A 19793-nucleotide genomic window follows, 5' to 3' on the forward strand; every position below is an offset into this window, starting at 1 on the left:
AAAAGGTGTCCGTCATTACAATCAAATAAAAGGAGAGGGCCTGGCATGAAACAAACAACTTTAAAAGAGAAGCCGACAAAGGTTAGAGTGCGGGTACTGCTGTTTATTTTTGTATGTGTCGTGATCAATTATATGGATCGAAGCAATATCTCCGTCGCGGCTTCTGCAATCGGAGACGATTTAAACTTGTCTGCCGTTCAACTGGGTTTGATTTTTTCAGCTTTCGGCTGGGCATACTGTGCCCTGCAAATACCGGGAGGCGGGCTTGTCGACCGGTTTGGCCCGAGGCTTGTCTACGGTTTTACCTTGGTTACATGGTCGCTCGCAACATTGCTTCAGGGGTTTGTCCGCGGCTTCGGTTCTCTATTCGGCTTGCGTCTTGCGACCGGGGCGTTTGAAGCGCCGGCTTTTCCGACCAATAACCGGGTGGTGACTTCATGGTTCCCTGAACAGGAAAGGGCTTCAGCCATTGCGTTTTATACGTCGGGGCAATTTGCCGGCCTTGCGTTTTTGACGCCGGCGCTCAGCAGCATCCAGCATGTCGTCGGCTGGCGCGGCCTGTTCATCGTAACGGGGGTGATCGGCATCATCTGGGGCCTGATCTGGTATGTTTTTTACCGAGATCCCGACCGTCATCCAAAGGTAAACAAAGCTGAACTGGATCATATAGAAAAAGGCGGGGGTATCGTCCGCCGCGGCCGGACTTCCGAAAAGGAAAAAACGGCATTTAATTGGAAGCATTTCAAACAAGTGACAGCTCATCGCAAGCTGTGGGGCATATATATTGGACAGTTCGCCGTTAATTCAACTTTATGGTTTTTTCTGACGTGGTTTCCGACATACCTTGTCAAATATAGAGGCCTTGATTTTCTCCAATCCGGTTTTCTCGCCTCGCTTCCGTTTCTTGCGGCATTCATCGGTGTTTTGTTGTCCGGCTTCCTGTCCGACTTTCTAATCAAAAGAGGCGTATCGGCCGGGGTTGCCCGCAAAACACCGATTATTACCGGATTGATCCTGTCTATTTCCATTATCGGTGCCAATTATGTCGATCAGACATCACTGATCATTTTATTTATGACGCTTGCCTTTTTTGGAAACGGTCTGGCCTCCATTACATGGGTGCTTGTATCGTCTTTAGCGCCTAAGCATTTGATCGGACTGACCGGCGGAGTATTTAATTTTGTCGGCAGCCTCGCTTCCGTTATCGTTCCGATTGTCATCGGCTTTCTCGCTAACGGCGCAAGCTTTGCGCCCGCCCTCGTTTTTATCGGCACCCTTGCCCTTCTGGGAGCCCTTTCCTACATCTTTCTTGTCGGAAAGGTTGAACGGATTCAGATAAATGATGACGAAAAGAAAAACGATTCTGTATCCATGTGAATGTTCTTGGCGGCCGGATGCCCGGCGGCCTTTTTTGTTTGAAACGAATAACCGCCGTGATTTGCCGCAAAATAACTCTAAAATATTTTAATGGACGGGTGTTCACGATGAAGACATATTTTCAAAAAGATTATCAGCTCGGCTCGTTTCAACTGTTTTCAACATCTCATATTCTGACTTTGCTGGTGCTTGCAGCGCTTGGTGTTTGTTTGTTCGTCTTTCGCAAGACGCTGCAAAAACCGCGGTGGAACCGGATGCTGCGCTATGTCTTTGTGGCGGTTTTAGTCATTTCTGAAATCAGCTACCACTCCTGGTTCATCTATGTGAATTCCTGGACGCCGCGCTATTGTTTGCCGCTTCACCTCAGCGACCTTTCGGTTTACCTTGTCATCATCCTGTTACTGACGAAAAACCTCAACTTGTTTAAATTTCTTTATTTTGCCGGTTTGGGAAGCGCTTTGCAAGCGATTCTGACGCCTGACTTGGGAAGGTACGGCTTTCCTCATTTCCGCTTTTTTGAATTTTTCATTTCCCACGGAATCGTCGTACTGGCCTGCCTTCTGATGATTGCAGCCGAAAAGTATAAGCCGACCGTGCGTTCTCTCTGGGTCACGTTTCTTCTCGTCAATATTTATGGGGCATTCATCTTTTTAATCAACCGTTTGCTGAAGTCGAACTATATGTACATGATGAAAAAGCCGGGCGGCGGAGCTTCGCTGTTAGACGTGCTCGGGCCGTGGCCATGGTATCTTTTATCAGCGGAAGCGGTCACGATCGTCTTCTTCTATCTTCTCTATCTGCCGTTTTGGATCGCCGGGAAGGTGAAAGACAAAAAGGATCTTGCATGATCCTTTTTTTTTCGGCCTATCGACGGTGTTTATCTTTTGAAAAAAGGGAATAGAACAAAAAAAGAAAAGGAGATGGAAGACATATGAAAAGCGACCGAACCATGCATATTATTTCATGTACAGACAATAACTACGCACAGCATTTAAGCGTGATGTTCGCATCATTGCTGACGAATATGGATCAGACGCGCGATGTGAAACTGTATGTCATCGACGGAGGGATTGAACCGGAAAATAAAAAGCGTCTGGAAGAGACGACCCTTCAATTCGGAGCCCCCATTACATTTCTGAATGTAGAAAAAAGCCAGTATGACCGTGCGGTCGAAAGCAGCCATATTACAAAAGCGGCATACTATCGGATTTCCATCCCCGATCTGATTGATGACGATTCCGTCAAACGAATGATCTATGTCGATTGCGACGCCTTAGTGTTAGAGGATATATCGAAGTTGTGGGACAAGGACATTTCACCTTATTTCGCAGCGGCAGTAGAAGATGCAGGCCAGCATGAACGGCTGAAAAAGATGAACATCAGCGACGAAGCAAAATATTTTAACTCAGGTATCATGATCATCGATATGGAAGCCTGGAGAAAAAACAACATTTCGAAAAAAGTCATCGACTTCATCAATAACAACGATGAAGACATGTTTATGTTTCATGACCAAGACGCGTTGAATGCGATTCTTTATGATCAGTGGCTCGAACTTCATCCGAGGTGGAACGCCCAAACACACATTATTTTAAGAGAAAAAACGCCGGCTTCCCTCATCGATCAAAAGCGCTATATGGAAACAAGGGCAAACCCGGCAATCGTTCATTTCTGCGGCGGAAACAAGCCTTGGAATTCAAACACCTCACACCCGTACGCCCGTCAATATTTTAAGTATTTGCAGTCCACAGCCTTTAACCAGCCGGCCAAATTGTCTAAAAACCATGTCAGCTAACATGCCAATCTCATTTTAAATCGCAGGATGAATCGATATAATGACAACAAACCCTGACGTATCCCCATATTCGCTTGTTTCCTTTTGGAAACAAGCATTTTTCTTGGCTGCAAAAATTTTTTACGAATGGAGGAGCGCTTTTGGTTAAAGTGCTGTTGACACTTAACGGACTGTTTTACCGCGCAGCGCCGCTGTTGAAGGAAAGGGTCGAACGGCTCGGCGCCGAATTTGCATTTTTGGATTCCAATCGGTTGACGAGACAGGATTTACTGACTCATATCAAGGATGTTCATATTTATATCGCCGGCGTTGAAAAAGTGGACCGGGAGCTGATCGACGCTGCCCCGGAACTAAGATATATCATGAAATTCGGTGCGGGAATCGACAATATTGATGTAGAATATGCAAGCGAAAAAGGAATCCTCGTCACGAATGCACCCGGCCAAAACGCCTCGGCAGTCGCCGATTTGGCATTCGGCCTTCTGCTGTCTGGCGCCCGTTCGATCCCGCAGTCAAACGCCGCAGTCAAAGCCGGTTTGTGGCAATCCGAGATGGGCTATGAGCTCGATGGAAAAACGCTGGGGCTTATCGGTTTTGGGGAAATTGGCAAAAAGGTTGCAAGACGGGCTTCCGGGTTTCATATGAACGTTTTGGCGTACGGCACATACAAAGACTACAATGCAGCCAAACGGCTGAATGTACGGTTTGCAGAGCTTGACGATCTCCTGGCAAAATCTGACTTTATGTGTATCAGCACGTCATTAAGACCTGCCACCTATCATTTGATCAATCAAGAAAAGCTGGCAAAAATGAAGAAAACCGCGTACCTGGTCAACATTGCCCGCGGAGAAGTGGTAGACGAAAGCGCGCTCATTCAAGCGCTTGAACAAAAACAGATCAGAGGTGCAGCATTGGACGTCTTTGAAACCGAACCGCCGGCCGCCCGGATCACTAGTCTCGGCAATGTCATATGCACGGCGCATATTGGTGGCGCTACGTATGAGAGCATCAGGCGCATCGAAGAGGTGACATATCAAAACATCAAAAGGTTTATCGAAAACCAGCCGCCGGCTTTCCGCGTTTCATAAAGACCGGAAACGGCGAAAAGCCGCATCCGGTTATGTTCTTTGAAAAAACTCAATTATTTCTCCTTCGGGCCCAAAAAGAAAAAAATAGCGGAAGCCGTTTGGCAATACGGTGATCTCGTCTTCCATCAGCTTGATGCCGGCGCTTTTTACGCGGGCGAATTCAGCCTCGATATCATCGGTTGAGACGGCAAAATGATGTACTTTTCCTTCCTGAGGAAGACTGTCGTTATATCCCTCGATCAATTCAAGCTCTGTCTCGTCTCTGTTCTGAAAGCCTAAAAAAGCGAGCTTCATGATGCCGTTTGTATGGGTCATTCTGCCTTTCAGCGTCATTCCGATCACATTTTGGTAGAATGTGATCGAAGCATCAATGTTTTTCACCATCAGTCCTACGTGGTCAATTCGCGCCATTACGCCATTCCTCCTTTTGTTTCTCCATCATTTTAGAAAGGTCGGAATCATCTGTCAATTATCTCGATTACATGATGAATAAGAATATTGATCAGGCGTTATGGTAGGATAGAGAAGACTTTAAAATAAGGACTGAAATCAAATGCATACATTAAAAATAAAACATCCATTCGCTGCAAAAATGAAAAAGGGCTATCCCTTAATTGAAAAAGAAGCTGTTTCTTCGCAAGAAAACGGCATAAAAGAAGGTTCGCTGATCAGGGTTGCCGATGAAAACGGCACGTTTTTGGGAAAGGGCTACTATGGCGAGCAAAACAAAGGGATCGGCTGGATTCTGACCCGAAACGAAGAGGAATCAATTGATCAATCATTCTTTTTAAGCAGGCTGGCGAACGCCTTTCAGGCCAGAAAATCGCTTTTTCAAGACCCGGATACGACCGCTTTTCGTTTGTTTAACGGGGAAGGCGACGGAATCGGCGGCTTTACGATTGATTATTATGACGGCTACTATTTGTTCCAATGGTACAGCAAAGGGATTTATACGTTTAAGGAAGCGATTATGGAAGCCCTCGATGAATTGACAGACTATAAAGCCGTATATGAGAAAAAACGGTTTAATACGGCCGGGCAGTATGTAGAAGATGACGACTTTGTCAGAGGAGAGAGAGGCGAATTTCCGATCATTGTGAAAGAGAACGGCATACATTTTGCCGTTTACCTCAATGACGGTGCGATGACAGGCGTTTTTCTCGATCAGCGCCATGTCCGCAAGGCGGTTAGGGACCGGTATGCGGAAGGAAAAACCGTGCTCAACACCTTCTCATATACAGGTGCATTTTCTGTGGCGGCGGCGCTTGGAGGCGCTGAAAAAACGACGAGCGTTGATGTTGCAAACCGCAGTTTAAGCAGGACGATCGAACAATTCAGCGTGAACGGGCTGGATTATGAAGCTCATGATATTAAAGTCATGGACGTTTTTAAATATTTTCAATACGCGGCCAAAAAAGAACTCGCCTTTGACCTCGTCATCCTCGATCCGCCTTCATTTGCGAGAACAAAAAAGCATACATTCAGCGCGGCAAAGGATTATAAAAATCTGTTGAAAGACGCGATTCGGATCACTAAAGATCAAGGTGTGATCGTCGCTTCAACGAACAGCAGCGCTTTTGGGATGAAAAAATTCAAAGGTTTTATCGAAGCGGCATGCAAAGAAACGGGGACGCGCTTTACAATGCTTGAGGAGCATTCGCTTCCCGAAGATTTCAAAACGGTGAAAAGCTATCCTGAAGGCGATTATTTAAAAGTTGTCTTTTTGCGGATCCGCCGCCGTTAATGTAAGGCTGGGGAAAAATTTTGCGATAAAAACAATACCTGTCGATCAATTATTCATGTATATTGATATTACGCGAAAAACTCAGGCAGGGGGTAGTTATGGATTACGGAATTTTAATATCGATAGGTATTTATATGGCAGGAATGCTTTTTATCGGATATTTTGCATATCGAAGAACTTCAAATTTGACCGACTACATGCTTGGCGGAAGAAATCTGGGCCCCGCCGTCACCGCGTTAAGCGCAGGTGCTTCCGATATGAGCGGCTGGCTATTAATGGGGCTGCCTGGTGCGATGTTTCTGAACGGATTGAGCAGCGGCTGGATCGTTGTCGGTCTGACAATCGGCGCGTATTTGAACTGGGTGTATGTTGCGCCGAGGCTGAGAACGTATACGGAAACGGCCGGCAACAGCATTACCATACCCGATTATTTCGAAAACCGTTTTAAAGACGGTTCAAGGCTGTTACGGGTGACGTCGGCTTTCGTTATTTTAGTATTTTTCACTTTTTATACATCATCCGGAATGGTGGCGGGCGGAGAGCTGTTCAGAACAGCATTCCACCTTGATTATCGGATCGGCATCTGGCTGACGGCCGGGGTTGTCATTCTTTATACGCTCTTCGGGGGCTTTCTGGCTGTCAGCTGGACCGATTTTGTTCAAGGGACGATCATGTTTATTGCGCTCATCTTAATGCCGATCGTCGTATTTGTCCAATTGGGGGGAATTGCGCCGGCGTTTTCGGAAGTGAACGCGGTCAACCCGGACCTCCTCCGTCCGTTTCAAGGAACAACCGCAATCGGTATTGTTTCTTTACTGGCGTGGGGGCTCGGCTACTTTGGACAGCCTCATATTATTGTCAGGTTTATGGCGATTTCAAGCGTGAAAGAGTTGAAGAGTGCCAGAAGAATCGGCATGGGCTGGATGATCTTTTCGATTTGCGGAGCGATGCTGACAGGACTCGTCGGCATCGCCTATTTCAGCGCAAATCATCTTTCGTTAAAGAATGCCGAGACGATATTCATTAAGTTGGCAGACCTTTTGTTCCCATCGATGATTACGGGGTTTTTGCTGGCTTCCATTTTAGCAGCTGTCATGAGCACGATTTCTTCACAGCTTCTTGTAACCTCAAGCGCGCTGACAGAGGATTTTTATAAAGCGTTTGTCCGGAAAGGAGCTTCTGACAAAGAACTTGTTCTTGTCGGAAGGCTGTCTGTCCTCGCGATTTCACTGATCGCCCTCATGATGGCGCTTCATCCGAATGAAACGATATTGAATCTTGTCGGCTATGCGTGGGCAGGTTTCGGAGCGGCCTTTGGTCCTGTCGTTCTGCTGAGTCTGTATTGGAAACGAATGACGAAGTGGGGCGCGCTTTCAGGGATGCTGTCCGGGGCGTTGACTGTTATTGTGTGGGAGCAAGTAAAAGCTTTTGACCCGGTTTATGAAATCATTCCCGGATTTATTGTTTGTACAGTCGTGATCATCGTCGTCAGCCTGATGACAAAGAAGCCGTCCGCAGAGATTGAAAAGGAATTTGAGACGGCGGTTGAACAGCTGAAAGGTTGAGAATAGGGTGATGGTCTTTGTCAACGTATTGTTGACGGCCGCTTTTCTCACAGGGGCTTTCACGGGATTTCTGTGGACATTTTCCAAAGAAAAAAGCGATGAATTTTTTCGGAAATGGCGGCGGATGGATCGGGGAAATTTCACACTTTTCGGTTGGGATTTTGGTGTATTTCTTTTATAGTATTGCTGATGTGCTGCTCGATGTCTAAATGAAAAAAACCAAATTGGCGGAAAAAAACTTCCCCAATTTGGTTTTTTTATTTTTCGGCTATGACACTGCAATAAGGGAAATGAGAAACGGCGCTGCGCAAAGCGTGATGATCGCAGCCAGGATCATCGATACGCTTGAAATCGTTCCGGACACGGAGCTGAGCTCAAATGCTTTTGACGTACCTGCGCCGTGGGCGCTTGTGCCAAGCAGCACGCCCCTTGCGATTTCATTATCAATCCGGAAGTAGCGAATGACCATCGGTCCGATCACTGACCCGGACAGGGCGGTCAATATAACAAAAACAGCGGTCACCGCGGGCATTCCGCCGATCATTTCAGAAACGCTCATTGCAATTGGCGTTGTGACCGATCTGGGAACGAGGCTCTCAATCAGGTCTTCATTCAGCTTGAAAAGTTTTGCGATAAACGCTGTTGACAGGATCGCGATACAGCAGCCTACAGTCACGTTGATAATGATCTCAACCGCGTATTTTTTCAAGACTGGAAAGTATTTGTACAGCGGAATCGCAAAAGCCACGGTTGCCGGCTGGAGCATGTCTGTCAACAAGCGACCGCCCGCATTGTACGCTTCAAAGGGCACGTTGATGAAAAGCAGCAGGCCGACAAGTATCACCGGCGTGACCAATAAAGGTGACGCATACACCTTTGGATGGCGTGAATACACCGCTTTTGCGCCCAGATAAATTAACACTGTTGCGATCAGGCTTAAGCATCCGATGAGCATGTTTTTTTCCTTTCCTTTCTTTTGGCAATCAATTGAGTCAGCATTCCGGTCGACACCATGACGACGAATGTACTGATGAGGACAACGAGTATAATGCTTGTGCCGAATTCAGCCAGAATATCTCCGTAGTTCATAATCCCGACGGCTGAAGGGACAAAGAACAAAAGCAGCTCCGCGAGAAGCCACAAGGCGCCGATTTCAATCCATTCCAGCTTAATGATTTTGAAATGAAGAAGCGCAAAAATGACGATAATCCCGAGAATGCTGCCGGGAATGTTTATATGAAGAACCTCGGCAATCAGATTCATGAAACGCGCGAATAAAAACAAAAGAGCGACCTGACCTAATCCTTTAATGAATGTTTTCATGTCATTATCCCCCTTTCTACACATGAGTGTACATGAGTTTTAAGTATAGGTAAAATACATATACAGAATAGATATTATTCATTTTGTCTATAGTTAAAAGCGCAAATCAGGTCAAAAGAAACAGTTTCCTGACTAAAATTAGAAATTGTCGTCCGGAATCATTTGGCGATTTTTTGTGACCATTAAACTGCCGTATTCCCGTGCCTTTAGACTTGTTCGCGATGAAAGCGGTGTACAGATGATTCAAAAAGACGGGTTATATGTCCTTAAAATGCGCTGTGAGGAAGATGATGAACTGTGTATATATCCCTAAAAACAGTATTTACAGCCTATTCAACATCCGTGATTTTCGACTTAAACTATAAATATTGGAAATGAGAGCAAGTCCAGTCAAAGATGTGAATCTATGAAAAACCAACCAAATCATAATTTGACAAGGGAACAATCCATGCGAATCATACTGCAATTTCAGAGGTGACAATAATGGACTACTCAGACACGCTGCAAAAAATACACGGTGTCCTCTCTCATAAGGCGGCAGAGCTGGAAGAACAAATTGCAAGGCTGGAGCGGGCAAAGCGCGATGTAGAGCGGGAACAAAACCTCGGAATCGAAGAAATCAGGCAGATTTTGCGTCCGAACCTTGATGAGTCGTGGACCGGAAGCAGGGCAGCCGATTTTGACGAAGCACGTGATGAAGCGCACACGGCAATGTACAGAATTTTCACCGATGAATATGATCGGTATATTCATAAAATTGATTTAAAGATATTTGCTTTAGATTCTGAAAAAGGGGCTGTTCAAGCTGCAAGCTGGTCGGCCGACCGGGCGGACTTTCTGATGGAAAAAGGAGAGGAGGCCGTCGACGCTCTGCACAGCACAATCAACGGTTTAAAAGGGTGGTTGAAATGAGCAAAACGATTAAACTTAACCATGCAGCGGTTATGAAGCAGCTGGAGCAAGTAAGCAGCACGCTTCAAGCCGTGTCTTTAAAAAGCCCGTCAGCCGGAGCGCTCGGGCGGAACAACCTTGATTTTACGAAAAAGTGGCTTGAACGCGAAGCCGAAATTTGCAATATGGTCGAACAGTATAAAGAGGCTGTTCGTAAAAACATTGAGGACACCCGCTCCAATGTGGACACGCTGAAGGAACAGGATGAAGCGATTGCCCGAAGATAGGCGTTGCCGGCTGTATGCCGGCGGCGTTTTTTTATGTTGATGTAGAAGGGTGCTCCACGGGGGTGCAGAAAACAATGAAATTGGTTTAGAATATGAATACAAGCAGGAACTCTGAAAGGGTGTCAAACAAATGGACATACGCCACTTAACCTATTTCTTGGAGGTAGCCCGTCTGAAAAGCTTCACAAAAGCCGCTCAGTCATTATACATATCTCAGCCGACAATTTCCAAAATGATTAAAAATCTTGAAGAAGAGCTCGGGATTGAGCTGTTTTACCGGCGGGGGCGTCAGATCGAGCTGACTGATGCGGGGCAAAGCATGTATGTGCAGGCCCAGGAAATCACCAAGTCGTTTCAAAATTTAACTTCAGAGCTGAATGACTTGATGGACGTCAAAAAAGGGCACGTGCGGATCGGTTTGCCGCCGATGATCGGCTCCGGCTTTTTTCCGAAAGTGATAGGGGATTTCAGAGACAAATATCCGAACGTCACCTTTCAGCTTGTTGAGCACGGCTCTGTGAAAGTGCAGGAAGGAGTGGAAGACGGATCGCTTGATATCGGCGTTGTCGTCTTGCCTGCAAAAGAGGAGATTTTTCACTCCTTTACAATCGTAAAAGAAGACTTGATGCTGATCGTCCACCCGTCTCATCGTTTTGCCGATGCGGATGAGATCGAGCTTCGGCAGTTAAGCGAAGAACCGTTTATCTTTTTCCGGGAAGACTTTGTTCTTCACGAACGGATCATTACGGCTTGCTTGAAGGCTGGATTTCAGCCGAATGTCATTTATGAAACCTCGCAATGGGATTTCATCAGCGAAATGGTTTCCGCTAACCTTGGAATCGGGCTTTTGCCCGAAAGAATCTGCCGCGATCTTGACCCGGAAAGAGTGAGAATCATTCCGCTGGTGAGGCCGGCCATTCCTTGGCATGTCGCCGTCATTTGGAGAAAAGACCGCTATCTGTCGTTCGCGGCGAGGGCGTGGATTGATCATACAAAATCGTATATATGGAGCGAAAATTCAAAAACAGAAGGGAATGCAGCCGAATGAATCTGGAAGATGCCGCAAGAGGAATTGAAAAAGTCAGAAAGCAAAAACCGCTCGTACACAATATGACAAACAATGTCGTCACCAATTTTACGGCGAACGGTTTACTGGCTCTCGGCGCATCGCCGGTGATGGCGTATGCGAGGGAAGAAGCCGCCGACATGGCAAAGATCGCCGGAGCCCTTGTGCTGAACATCGGCACGCTCAGCCGGGAATCTGTTGAATCGATGATCATTGCAGGAAAGTCCGCCAATGAACACGGTGTGCCGGTTATTTTTGATCCAGTCGGTGCCGGGGCGACGCCGTTTCGAACAGAATCGGCTCAAGCGATTATGCGCGAAGTGAAGGTTTCTGCCGTCAGAGGCAATGCCGCAGAAATTGCCAACACGCTTGGAGAGGACTGGCTGATCAAAGGCGTGGATGCAGGTGAAGGGAGCGGCGACAGAACAGAGCTCGCCAAAAAAGCCGCGAAATTATGGAATACAGCCGTTATCATAACCGGAGCTGAAGATGTCATAACGGATGGAACAAAAACGTATACCGTGGGCAACGGACATCAACTGCTAACAAAAGTGACGGGGACAGGCTGCCTGTTTACCTCTATCATCGGTGCGTTTTGCGCCGTTGAAAAAGACGTTTGCCATGCCGCTGTATCTGCAGCCGCTTTTTATGGAACGGCGGCCGAGTTGGCCGCGGAGAAAACGGAAAGCCGGGGGCCCGGAAGCTTTCAAATCGAGTTTTTGAATCAGCTAGCCGCTGTTGAAGCGATGGATATAAAAGAACGCGGCAGGATCAGAGAGGTGGAATAAGATGACGCGAGTCTCAAAAGAAACGATGAAAGATCTGTTGTCAGTCTATTTTATTATGGGTTCAAACAATACTGCGGGCGATCCTTTAACTGTCATTGAACAAGCTTTAAAAGGCGGTGCGACCCTTTTTCAATTCCGCGAAAAAGGCGAGGACGCGTTAAAAGCAGGAGATCAAAAGGCGTTTGCTCGACAGGTGCAGTCTCTTTGCAAACAGTTCAATGTTCCGTTTATCATCAACGATGATGTAGAACTCGCGCTTGCGCTTGACGCCGATGGTGTGCATATCGGACAGGATGATGATAAGGCCGCCGACGTCAGAGCGAGAATCGGGGACAAAATCCTCGGCGTGTCCGCGCATACACTTGAAGAAGTCGTAAAGGCGGAAAAGGATGGGGCGGATTATATCGGTGCAGGACCGGTTTACCCGACTGAAACAAAGCGGGATACAAAAGCTGTGCAGGGCGTCTCGCTCATTCAAGAGCTCCGCAGGCAGGGGATTGGCATACCTGTGGTCGGAATCGGCGGAATCACGGCCGAAAACTGCGTCCCCGTCATCGAGGCCGGCGCTGACGGCATCAGTATCATCAGCGCCATCAGCAAGGCTGCCGATCCAAAGGCGGCCGCCGAGGTGTTCGGCAAGAAAGTGCAAGCTGCTAAACAAAGCGCGCATTCCTAAATGGAATACGCGCTTTTTGATATAAAAATTAAAATCTCTCGTTCATAAACCGTTCCAGAAAATGCCCGATCACAAGGGAGGACATGCCAAGCGATGAGGCAGTGCGGCCAAGCGAGGAGATTTTCAAATGATAATTAGACAAGGCTTCTGCTGCACTTCTTGAGGCAATCGTTTTTTTAATCGCATCGACGATGATCGGATAGGATTCCACAATGGTATTCCGCAAAATAATCGTATCGGGATTCAACGTCTTCAAGATGTTGAGAAGTCCGATGCCGATATGAAAACCGAATCTTTCAAACGTCTCCATCATACCCGGATCACTGCGGTCTGCAAGTTCTTTAACGACTTCGTAAAGCGGGGCTTCGGAATTCGCTCCATAGTGAGAGAAGACGGCTTTTTCCGAAGCGTAAAGCTCCCAGCAGCCTCTATTCCCGCACCGGCATAATGGGCCGTCAAAGTGAATGGACATGTGTCCGGCTTCTCCGGAAAAACCTTGCACACCTCTAAACAGTTTTCCATTCATTAAAATCCCTAAACCAATCCCGGTATTAATGCTGACAAACACGGCATGCTCCAGCTGTCCGGCTTCGCCGTATTTCTTCTCGCCCACGGCGCCGGCGTTTGCTTCGTTTTCAATTAAAATGGGAACGCCGAACCTTTCTTCCAGTTTTTCTTTTAACGGAATCAAATGGATCGGCTTATTTGGCGTAAACACCACCTGCCGTTCGTTGTCCACCAAGCCGGGTACGCACACGCCGATTCCGGTCAATCCGTATGGGGAAGGCGGTATTTTGTCAACGGCTAGCCCTGTCAATTCGATTAATGCCTCTTCTGTCGCCTGAATGTCTTCTTCATCCAGTGTCCGTTCGAATTGTTCAATCAAATGCCCTTCAAGATCGGTTAACACAACAATCAGATAATTGGTTCCGATATCTACACCGACCGCATAGCCGGCTTTTCGATTGAATTTCAGCATAACGGGCCTCCTGCCGCCGCTTGACTCGCCGGGGCCGGTTTCATAAATGATGTCCTTTTGAAGCAGGGAAGATACTTGGGAGGAAACGGTCGCTTTATTTAACCCCGTTATTTCCGAAAGTTTTGCTCTTGAAATGGGGGCGTTCTCAATAATCTGCTCAAGAATCAGAGCTTTGTTCATTTTTTTTACAAGGGCTTGATCCGCTGTATTCAATGTCAATCACTCCATTGTTTTGAAGCTGTGAATTTATTATAGTATAACAAATTTAGAAAACTCAATTTTTTCCTTCGTTTCCATTGAAAGCGGTTGATTCATCTTGTAAAATAAATACAAGGAAGTTAGTTTAATGGTTAAACAAACTTGTTTTTTAACGTTTGCTTTGCAAGGAAAAGTGAAGGGGGAGATCGGAATGTTTTTTAAAAATGTCGGAATGATTGAGTATGAAGGAGTTGATTCGGAAAATCCTTACGCATTTAAATATTACAACCCTGATGAATACGTCGGCGGCAAAACGATGAAGGAACATCTTCGCTTCGCTGTTGCGTATTGGCATACATTTGATGCGGACGGGAAAGACCCTTTCGGCGACGGGACGATGTTCCGGGCGTGGAACCGGATGACACATCCTTTGGATAAAGCAAAAGCCCGGGCGGAAGCGGCTTTTGAATTTTTTGAAAAGCTCGGCGTGCCCTATTTCTGCTTTCATGACGTTGATATCGTTGATGAAGGAGCAACGCTGCGCGAGACCTTTGCGTATTTGGATCAAATGTCGTCTTTTCTTAAAGAAATGATGGAGACTAGCCGTGTTCAGCTGCTTTGGAATACAGCCAATATGTTTACGCATCCGAGGTATGTCCACGGAGCCGCAACTTCCTGCAATGCAGACGTCTATGCCTATGCGGCAGCAAAAGTGAAAAAAGGGCTGGACATCGCCAAGGAGCTTGGAGCGGAAAACTATGTGTTCTGGGGCGGAAGAGAAGGTTATGAAACATTGCTGAATACAGATATGAAGCTTGAACTCGAAAATTTGGCTTCATTTTACAGAATGGCGGTTGAGTATGCGCGCGAAATCGGTTTTGACGGCCAATTTTTGATCGAGCCGAAGCCGAAGGAGCCGACGAAGCACCAATACGATTTTGATGCGGCCACAACGATCGCTTTTTTAGAAACTTACGGTTTAAAAGACCATTTTAAACTCAATCTTGAGGCGAACCATGCGACCTTGGCCGGGCATACATTTGAGCATGAACTAAGGGTGGCTGCCTTGCACGATGTGCTGGGTTCCATTGATGCCAATCAGGGCGATTTGCTCCTGGGCTGGGATACTGATGAGTTCCCGACCGATTTGTATTCTGCGGTTCTGGCGATGTATGAAATTTTGAAAGCAGGCGGGTTTAAAACCGGCGGCATTAACTTCGATGCTAAAGTAAGGCGCCCGTCTTTTGCGGATGAAGACTTATTTCACGCTCATATCGCAGGAATGGATACGTATGCAGTCGGCTTGAAAGTCGCCTCCCGTCTGCTTGAAGACAAAGCGCTCGACCAGGTCATTGAAGAACGTTATGAAAGCTATACGAAAGGCATTGGGCTTGAGATCAAAGAAGGCCGCACCGATCTGGAAAAGCTCGCCGCATACGCTCTTGAACACGACCAAATTGAAAATCAGTCAGGCCGCCAGGAACGACTGAAAGCGACCGTTAACCGTTACTTATTGAACGCTTTGCGCGAAGCGCCGGCAGAAAAGGAGACACGCTAGTGGAGGAATACGTGATCGGGGTCGACCTCGGCACCAGCGCAGTTAAAATCATCCTTGTCAATCAGCGGGGAGAGCTGTGCGGCGAGGTCTCCAAACCATTTTCCATCATTCAGCCCCATTCCGGTTATTCTGAACAGGATCCCGCAGAATGGGCGGTCAAAACGAAGGAAGCCATTAAGGAATTAGTTATGCATTTCCCGGGAAAAGCATCTCAGATTAAAGGGATCAGCTTTTCCGGACAGATGCATGGATTGGTACTTTTAAACGGCAAAGGAGAGGTTTTGCGAAACGCGATCCTGTGGAACGATACACGGACAACCGAACAATGCCGGCTGATTAACGACAAAATCGGAAAGGAACGCCTGCTCGAGATCGCGAAAAACCCGGCGCTCGAAGGCTTTACCCTTCCGAAGCTTTTATGGGTGAAAGAACATGAAAAAAAGCTGTTTGAAAAGGCGGCCGTTTTTTTGCTGCCGAAAGACTACGTCAGGTACACGATGACAGGGCGTCTGCACAGCGAATATTCAGATGCGGCCGGAACGCTCCTGCTTGATGTGAAACATCAGACATGGAGCGGAGAATTCTGCAGCAAGTTCGGTATCCCGGAGTCCTTATGTCCGGATCTGATTGAGCCGGGCGCCTGTGTCGGCGGCGTCAGTCCGGAATTCGCGGCCGAAACCGGTCTGGCTCCTGAAGTCAAGGTGTTTGCCGGCGGCGCTGATAATGCATGCGGCGCGGTCGGCGCCGGTATTTTAAGAGAAGGAACCGCCCTTTGCAGCATAGGCACCTCAGGGGTTGTTCTCACATATGAATCAAACCGAGATCAAGAGTTTGCCGGCAATATTCATTTTCTGAACCACGCCGCCCCCAATGCGTTTTATTCAATGGGAGTGACGCTTTCTGCAGGACGCAGCTTCAGCTGGTTTAAAGATGTATTTGCCGGGCAAACGTCATTTGACGAATTAATCAGCGATATTGACCATTCCCGTCCCGGTGCCCGGGGGCTGCTGTTTACCCCTTATTTGTCAGGGGAGAGAACCCCTCATGCCGACGCAAATATTCGCGCCAGCTTCATCGGGATGGACAGCGCACATACACGGGCGGACTTCGTCAGAGCCGTCATTGAAGGCATCACATTCTCCCTTCACGAAAGCATTGAACAATTCCGTGCCGCGGGAAAGGACATCAGCCGCGTGATTTCAATCGGCGGAGGCGCCAAAAGCGACCAATGGCTGCAAATCCAGGCGGATATCTTCAACGCCGACATCATCAGACTGACAAGCGAACAGGGGCCGGCATACGGAGCAGCCATGATCGCGGCCGTCGGGTGCGGCTGGTTTCCATCGCTTGAAGCTTGTGCAGACCGATTCGTTCTCATCAAAGAAACCTTTTCGCCCCGCCGTGAATACAGCAGACAATACAAAGCTCTGTTTCAAATTTACAGGGATGTCTACCGGCATACGAAAACGCTGAACGAGCGGCTGGCGGGCTTTCGGGAATAAAAAAACTTATGGGCCGGCCGGCTCATAAGTTTTTTTCGGGTGTGCATCCAGTTTAAGATTGATCCATGTGAATACCTGTATGCGCTTTGACCTGAATTTCTGCAAATGCTTCCTGATCAGGGGTTTTTGAAGACAGAATCGTCCCGAGATAAGCGCCTAAAAAGCCGAGCGGAATGGAGATGATTCCAGGGTTGGAAAGCGGGATCAGCGGTTCTCCGACAAAAATGGCGTTTCCGGCAGGGTCCCAAACGCTCGGGCTGATGGAGACGAGAATCAGCGCGCTTAAAAGACCGGTCAGACTGCCGGCCAAAGCGCCGGCCGCATTGAATCTTTTCCAGAAGACGGTGAAGATAATGAGCGGCAGATTGGCGCTTGCCGCCACGGCAAATGCAAGCGAGACAAGAAACGCGACATTCAGCGATTGGGCGAAGACAGCAAGCAGAATCGAAAGGACGGATACGCCGATGGAAGCCCACCTTGCAGCGATCATTTGCTCTTTTTCCGTAGCCGCGCCTTTTCTGATAATCTGGCTGTATATATCATGCGCAAAGGCGGATGCCGCCGACAGAACAAGTCCTGTGACCACCGCCAAAATCGTTGCGAACGCGATGGCTGAGACGAAGGCGAACAGAAAATCTCCGCCGAGCGCCTGAGCAAGCAGCGGTGCAGCCATGTTCCCCGCTTTATCGGCAGCTAAAATGTTTTCAAAACCGACAAACGCGGCAGCACCAAAACCGAGAAAGACCGTCATAATATAAAATATACCGATAATCCATGTTGCCGAGATTACCGATTTCCTTGCCGTTTTGGCATCTTTTACTGTATAAAATCGGATGAGAATGTGAGGCAGGCCGGCTGTTCCGAGGACGAGTGCCAAATTGAGTGAAAGTGTTTCAAGAGGAACTTTATACTTATTGCCGGGGTTCAAAAAATCCGCCCCAAGCGGAGTAGCTGTTTTCATTTGTTCAAACATGTTCGTCAGGCTGAAGCCGAATTTTGAAAAAACGATGATTGAAATAATGAGCGTCCCCGCCATCAAGAGAACGACCTTGATGATCTGGACCCAGCTGGTTGCGATCATTCCGCCGAATACGACGTAGATGGTCATCAAAACCCCGACAATGCACACGGCAAGCGTATAATCGATGCCGAGCAGAAGCTTGATCAGCGCGCCGGCGCCGACTAACTGTGCAATCATATAAAAGGTGGAGATCGTGATCGTGTTTAATGCGGCGACACCGCGAATTTTCTTTTGTTTAAAACGGGAGGCAATCATGTCCGCCATTGTAAATTTGCCGAGATTTCGGAGCGGCTCTGCCACAATGTAAAGCACGACTAAATAAGCGACGAGGAAGCCGATGCTGTAGAAAAAGCCGTCAAACCCGTTCAAAGCGATCATCCCGGCAATGCCGAGGAAAGAAGCCGCTGACATGTAATCTCCCGCGATAGCCAGTCCGTTTTGAATGCCGGTAAGCCCTCCTCCCGCCGTGTAAAATTCATTGGCCGTTTTTGTCTGTTTGGCCGCGAAATACGTAATGACAAGCGTGAGAGCAACAATGGCAAGAAACAGAATAAAGGCTGTGGCACTCATGAATCAACGCCTCCAATCTTCTTTTTGAAATCGTTTGCAATTTGATCGAATTCACCGGCTTTTTTCGTATACACAATGCACAGCGTCCATGTCATAACAAACTGAGCGATCGCGAAAACCCATGCCCATGTGATGGCTCCGACTGCCGGCTGATTCAAAAATGTGAAGTATGATGTCATAACCGGCAGCAGGAAATAAAAGAGCAGAAAGAAAATCGTCATCGGTACAATAAAAGCCCGTTTCCGTGATAACAACCGCTGGAACTCCGGAGATGCCGCAGCTTTGCTGTAATCTATTTTGCCCTCTCTCATTTTTTCTTTGCCCCTCCTTGTGTTTGTCTGAAAAGATACAACAAAGGTATGTAACAAGCTCCGGATTTATTCTTCAATTTTCACACAGCGTTTTATTTATATAAGATGAAAGACCTGATCATCTCGAATAAATGTTTTTTCCATAAAAGAAACCGTTTGTTCACCTTCTCATTTGTCATGCCTTCCGCCCCGTTTCCGCCTCTGTCAGCTTCCTTCTCAGTTCATTTGCAGACGCAATCGCTTCCCGGTCTGTCATCACGCCGCCGGGCTTGTTCCCTTTGCCGAGCAAATAGCCGTCGAATGTCATGTTCATAAAATCAAATATGTAGTGAAACTGTTGGATGAGCGGCAGTCCTTTCAAGCGGGGATCATCGTCTCCGACAGCCGCGACGTAGACCGTTTTTTTCGCCATTTGCTGTTTAAATGCAGATCTTCCGTGCTCTATCAATGTCTGTGACCAGCGGTCAATAAAATTTTTCATCAGACCCGACATGCCGTACCAATAGATCGGAGTGGCAAAAATCAGGATATCCTCCTCAAGCACCCGGCTGATCAGGTCTCTGTAGTCATCATCAGGGTAAAAAGGGGCTGTATTGCTGTGCCTGTAGTCCGATACCGGCTGAATGTGATAGTTTCGCAGAAATATCTTATCGGCATCAAGTCCGTCCACTAATCGATTCATCAGTTCTTCCGTATTTCCGTTTTCGCGGGAGCTTCCGCAGATTGCTGCTATCCCCATATTCTTCATCCTCCTTTGGAATCGGTCATGAATTCAGTTTAAGATAACAACAATCATCAGTAAAATTGATATTTTAGATATTTACCATCGGGAAAATCGATTATAGAGGCGAATTTAACAGAAAAGAGAGGATGGAAAGGAAGCCTGAGGATGTTATCAGAAGGATCAAGACGAAAAGCTCCGCCCTCCTTCGGGAGAAAGGCAATCGAAACCGATGCAGAAGAAAGTGTATGGGACTGCTGGCGTCAGCGTTGGTCAGCAATGCCTCTAAAACGCCTTAATCAATCCGGTCTGGTACCCCTTAAGAGAGTGAAG

General features: G+C 47.4%; 20 protein-coding genes. 13 read left to right on the forward strand and 7 right to left on the reverse strand.

Annotation, left to right across the window (positions count from 1 at the left end):
• Positions 1-45: 45 nt before the first annotated feature.
• The 4 genes from KI350_RS07680 to KI350_RS07695 all read left to right on the forward strand — a co-directional run bounded on the left by KI350_RS07680 (position 46) and on the right by KI350_RS07695 (position 4260).
• Positions 46-1377 (forward strand): MFS transporter, encoded by a 1332-nt coding sequence (locus tag KI350_RS07680; RefSeq protein WP_065644432.1) that lies wholly within the window; start codon positions 46-48, stop codon positions 1375-1377.
• A gap of 107 nt (positions 1378-1484) precedes the next feature.
• Positions 1485-2225, forward strand: coding sequence for a YwaF family protein (locus tag KI350_RS07685; protein ID WP_065644433.1), 741 nt, complete (start codon positions 1485-1487; stop codon positions 2223-2225).
• An 83-nt stretch (positions 2226-2308) separates the two neighbouring features.
• The gene (locus KI350_RS07690; RefSeq protein WP_025810594.1) at positions 2309-3172 is read left to right on the forward strand and encodes a glycosyltransferase family 8 protein; all 864 of its coding nucleotides are present in this window, start codon (positions 2309-2311) and stop codon (positions 3170-3172) included.
• 140 nt (positions 3173-3312) lie between these two features.
• A complete protein-coding gene (locus KI350_RS07695; protein ID WP_025810595.1) occupies positions 3313-4260 on the forward strand; it encodes a phosphoglycerate dehydrogenase in 948 nt (315 codons plus the stop codon).
• A 30-nt stretch (positions 4261-4290) separates the two neighbouring features.
• Here the strand turns inward: KI350_RS07695 and KI350_RS07700 are convergent, their stop codons facing one another.
• A complete protein-coding gene (locus KI350_RS07700; protein ID WP_025810596.1) occupies positions 4291-4671 on the reverse strand; it encodes a VOC family protein in 381 nt (126 codons plus the stop codon).
• A 142-nt stretch (positions 4672-4813) separates the two neighbouring features.
• Between KI350_RS07700 and KI350_RS07705 the strand changes: the two genes are divergently transcribed.
• The gene (locus KI350_RS07705; protein ID WP_025810597.1) at positions 4814-6004 is read left to right on the forward strand and encodes a class I SAM-dependent rRNA methyltransferase; all 1191 of its coding nucleotides are present in this window, start codon (positions 4814-4816) and stop codon (positions 6002-6004) included.
• Between the two features lie 98 nt (positions 6005-6102).
• The gene (gene putP, locus KI350_RS07710) at positions 6103-7569 is read left to right on the forward strand and encodes a sodium/proline symporter PutP (protein ID WP_023856981.1); all 1467 of its coding nucleotides are present in this window, start codon (positions 6103-6105) and stop codon (positions 7567-7569) included.
• Positions 7570-7837: 268 nt separating this feature from the next.
• On the opposite strand, the gene KI350_RS07715 is transcribed toward putP, so the two are convergent.
• Positions 7838-8524: a CidB/LrgB family autolysis modulator gene (locus tag KI350_RS07715; protein ID WP_023856983.1), complete on the reverse strand. Its 687-nt coding sequence runs from the start codon at positions 8522-8524 to the stop codon at positions 7838-7840.
• The gene (locus tag KI350_RS07720) at positions 8506-8892 is read right to left on the reverse strand and encodes a CidA/LrgA family holin-like protein (protein ID WP_020453376.1); all 387 of its coding nucleotides are present in this window, start codon (positions 8890-8892) and stop codon (positions 8506-8508) included. Before KI350_RS07720 ends, KI350_RS07715 begins: the two co-directional genes overlap by 19 nt.
• Before the next feature lie 483 nt (positions 8893-9375).
• On the opposite strand from KI350_RS07720, the gene KI350_RS07725 reads away from it, so the two are divergent.
• The 5 genes from KI350_RS07725 to thiE all read left to right on the forward strand — a co-directional run bounded on the left by KI350_RS07725 (position 9376) and on the right by thiE (position 12600).
• Entirely contained in the window at positions 9376-9804 is a 429-nt protein-coding gene (locus KI350_RS07725) for a YwqH-like family protein (protein ID WP_020453375.1), read from the forward strand.
• Positions 9801-10070: a YwqI/YxiC family protein gene (locus KI350_RS07730; RefSeq protein ID WP_020453374.1), complete on the forward strand. Its 270-nt coding sequence runs from the start codon at positions 9801-9803 to the stop codon at positions 10068-10070. Before KI350_RS07725 ends, KI350_RS07730 begins: the two co-directional genes overlap by 4 nt.
• Before the next feature lie 130 nt (positions 10071-10200).
• A complete protein-coding gene (gene cidR / locus KI350_RS07735; RefSeq protein ID WP_023856984.1) occupies positions 10201-11118 on the forward strand; it encodes a cidABC operon transcriptional activator CidR in 918 nt (305 codons plus the stop codon).
• Positions 11115-11924, forward strand: a complete 810-nt coding sequence (gene thiM, locus KI350_RS07740) for a hydroxyethylthiazole kinase (RefSeq protein WP_065644442.1) — start codon at positions 11115-11117, stop codon at positions 11922-11924. Before cidR ends, thiM begins: the two co-directional genes overlap by 4 nt.
• A 1-nt stretch (position 11925) precedes the next feature.
• Positions 11926-12600, forward strand: a complete 675-nt coding sequence (gene thiE / locus KI350_RS07745) for a thiamine phosphate synthase (RefSeq protein WP_065644443.1) — start codon at positions 11926-11928, stop codon at positions 12598-12600.
• A 28-nt stretch (positions 12601-12628) separates the two neighbouring features.
• On the opposite strand, the gene KI350_RS07750 is transcribed toward thiE, so the two are convergent.
• On the reverse strand, positions 12629-13792 hold the full coding sequence (locus tag KI350_RS07750; protein WP_065644444.1) for an ROK family transcriptional regulator: 1164 nt from the start codon (positions 13790-13792) through the stop codon (positions 12629-12631).
• A 196-nt stretch (positions 13793-13988) separates the two neighbouring features.
• Here KI350_RS07750 and xylA point away from each other — a divergent pair, with 196 nt between their 5' ends.
• Together xylA and xylB are read left to right on the forward strand one after the other, a co-directional pair.
• Positions 13989-15335, forward strand: coding sequence for a xylose isomerase (xylA, locus tag KI350_RS07755; protein WP_065644514.1), 1347 nt, complete (start codon positions 13989-13991; stop codon positions 15333-15335).
• Positions 15335-16837 carry a xylulokinase gene (gene xylB, locus KI350_RS07760; RefSeq protein ID WP_065644445.1) on the forward strand — a complete coding sequence of 501 codons (1503 nt, stop codon included), beginning with the start codon at positions 15335-15337 and terminating at the stop codon, positions 16835-16837. Before xylA ends, xylB begins: the two co-directional genes overlap by 1 nt.
• Before the next feature lie 52 nt (positions 16838-16889).
• Here xylB and KI350_RS07765 read toward each other — a convergent pair whose 3' ends face one another.
• The 3 genes from KI350_RS07765 to KI350_RS07775 all read right to left on the reverse strand — a co-directional run bounded on the left by KI350_RS07765 (position 16890) and on the right by KI350_RS07775 (position 19478).
• Positions 16890-18428, reverse strand: a complete 1539-nt coding sequence (locus tag KI350_RS07765; RefSeq protein ID WP_059230882.1) for a solute symporter family protein — start codon at positions 18426-18428, stop codon at positions 16890-16892.
• Positions 18425-18739 (reverse strand): DUF485 domain-containing protein, encoded by a 315-nt coding sequence (locus tag KI350_RS07770; protein ID WP_059230880.1) that lies wholly within the window; start codon positions 18737-18739, stop codon positions 18425-18427. Before KI350_RS07770 ends, KI350_RS07765 begins: the two co-directional genes overlap by 4 nt.
• Positions 18740-18914: 175 nt before the next feature.
• Positions 18915-19478 (reverse strand): flavodoxin family protein, encoded by a 564-nt coding sequence (locus KI350_RS07775; protein ID WP_059230879.1) that lies wholly within the window; start codon positions 19476-19478, stop codon positions 18915-18917.
• Between the last annotated feature and the right edge of the window lie 315 nt (positions 19479-19793).

The organism is Bacillus sp. J41TS8, assembly GCF_018333035.1.
Lineage (GTDB): Bacteria > Bacillota > Bacilli > Bacillales > Bacillaceae > Bacillus > Bacillus paralicheniformis.

Excerpts from the sequence above, each read along its gene's own strand:
- KI350_RS07690 (WP_025810594.1), top strand. The coding sequence starts at position 2,309 with ATGAAAAGCGACCGAACCATGCATATTATTTCATGTACAGACAATAAC.
- xylA (WP_065644514.1), top strand. The coding sequence starts at position 13,989 with ATGTTTTTTAAAAATGTCGGAATGATTGAGTATGAAGGAGTTGATTCG.
- KI350_RS07685 (WP_065644433.1), top strand. The coding sequence starts at position 1,485 with ATGAAGACATATTTTCAAAAAGATTATCAGCTCGGCTCGTTTCAACTG.
- KI350_RS07765 (WP_059230882.1), bottom strand. The coding sequence starts at position 18,428 with ATGAGTGCCACAGCCTTTATTCTGTTTCTTGCCATTGTTGCTCTCACG.
- KI350_RS07705 (WP_025810597.1), top strand. The coding sequence starts at position 4,814 with ATGCATACATTAAAAATAAAACATCCATTCGCTGCAAAAATGAAAAAG.
- cidR (WP_023856984.1), top strand. The coding sequence starts at position 10,201 with ATGGACATACGCCACTTAACCTATTTCTTGGAGGTAGCCCGTCTGAAA.
- KI350_RS07715 (WP_023856983.1), bottom strand. The coding sequence starts at position 8,524 with ATGCTCATCGGATGCTTAAGCCTGATCGCAACAGTGTTAATTTATCTG.
- KI350_RS07730 (WP_020453374.1), top strand. The coding sequence starts at position 9,801 with ATGAGCAAAACGATTAAACTTAACCATGCAGCGGTTATGAAGCAGCTG.
- KI350_RS07770 (WP_059230880.1), bottom strand. The coding sequence starts at position 18,739 with ATGAGAGAGGGCAAAATAGATTACAGCAAAGCTGCGGCATCTCCGGAG.
- putP (WP_023856981.1), top strand. The coding sequence starts at position 6,103 with ATGGATTACGGAATTTTAATATCGATAGGTATTTATATGGCAGGAATG.
- thiM (WP_065644442.1), top strand. The coding sequence starts at position 11,115 with ATGAATCTGGAAGATGCCGCAAGAGGAATTGAAAAAGTCAGAAAGCAA.
- KI350_RS07680 (WP_065644432.1), top strand. The coding sequence starts at position 46 with ATGAAACAAACAACTTTAAAAGAGAAGCCGACAAAGGTTAGAGTGCGG.
- KI350_RS07775 (WP_059230879.1), bottom strand. The coding sequence starts at position 19,478 with ATGGGGATAGCAGCAATCTGCGGAAGCTCCCGCGAAAACGGAAATACG.
- thiE (WP_065644443.1), top strand. The coding sequence starts at position 11,926 with ATGACGCGAGTCTCAAAAGAAACGATGAAAGATCTGTTGTCAGTCTAT.
- KI350_RS07700 (WP_025810596.1), bottom strand. The coding sequence starts at position 4,671 with ATGGCGCGAATTGACCACGTAGGACTGATGGTGAAAAACATTGATGCT.
- KI350_RS07720 (WP_020453376.1), bottom strand. The coding sequence starts at position 8,892 with ATGAAAACATTCATTAAAGGATTAGGTCAGGTCGCTCTTTTGTTTTTA.
- KI350_RS07725 (WP_020453375.1), top strand. The coding sequence starts at position 9,376 with ATGGACTACTCAGACACGCTGCAAAAAATACACGGTGTCCTCTCTCAT.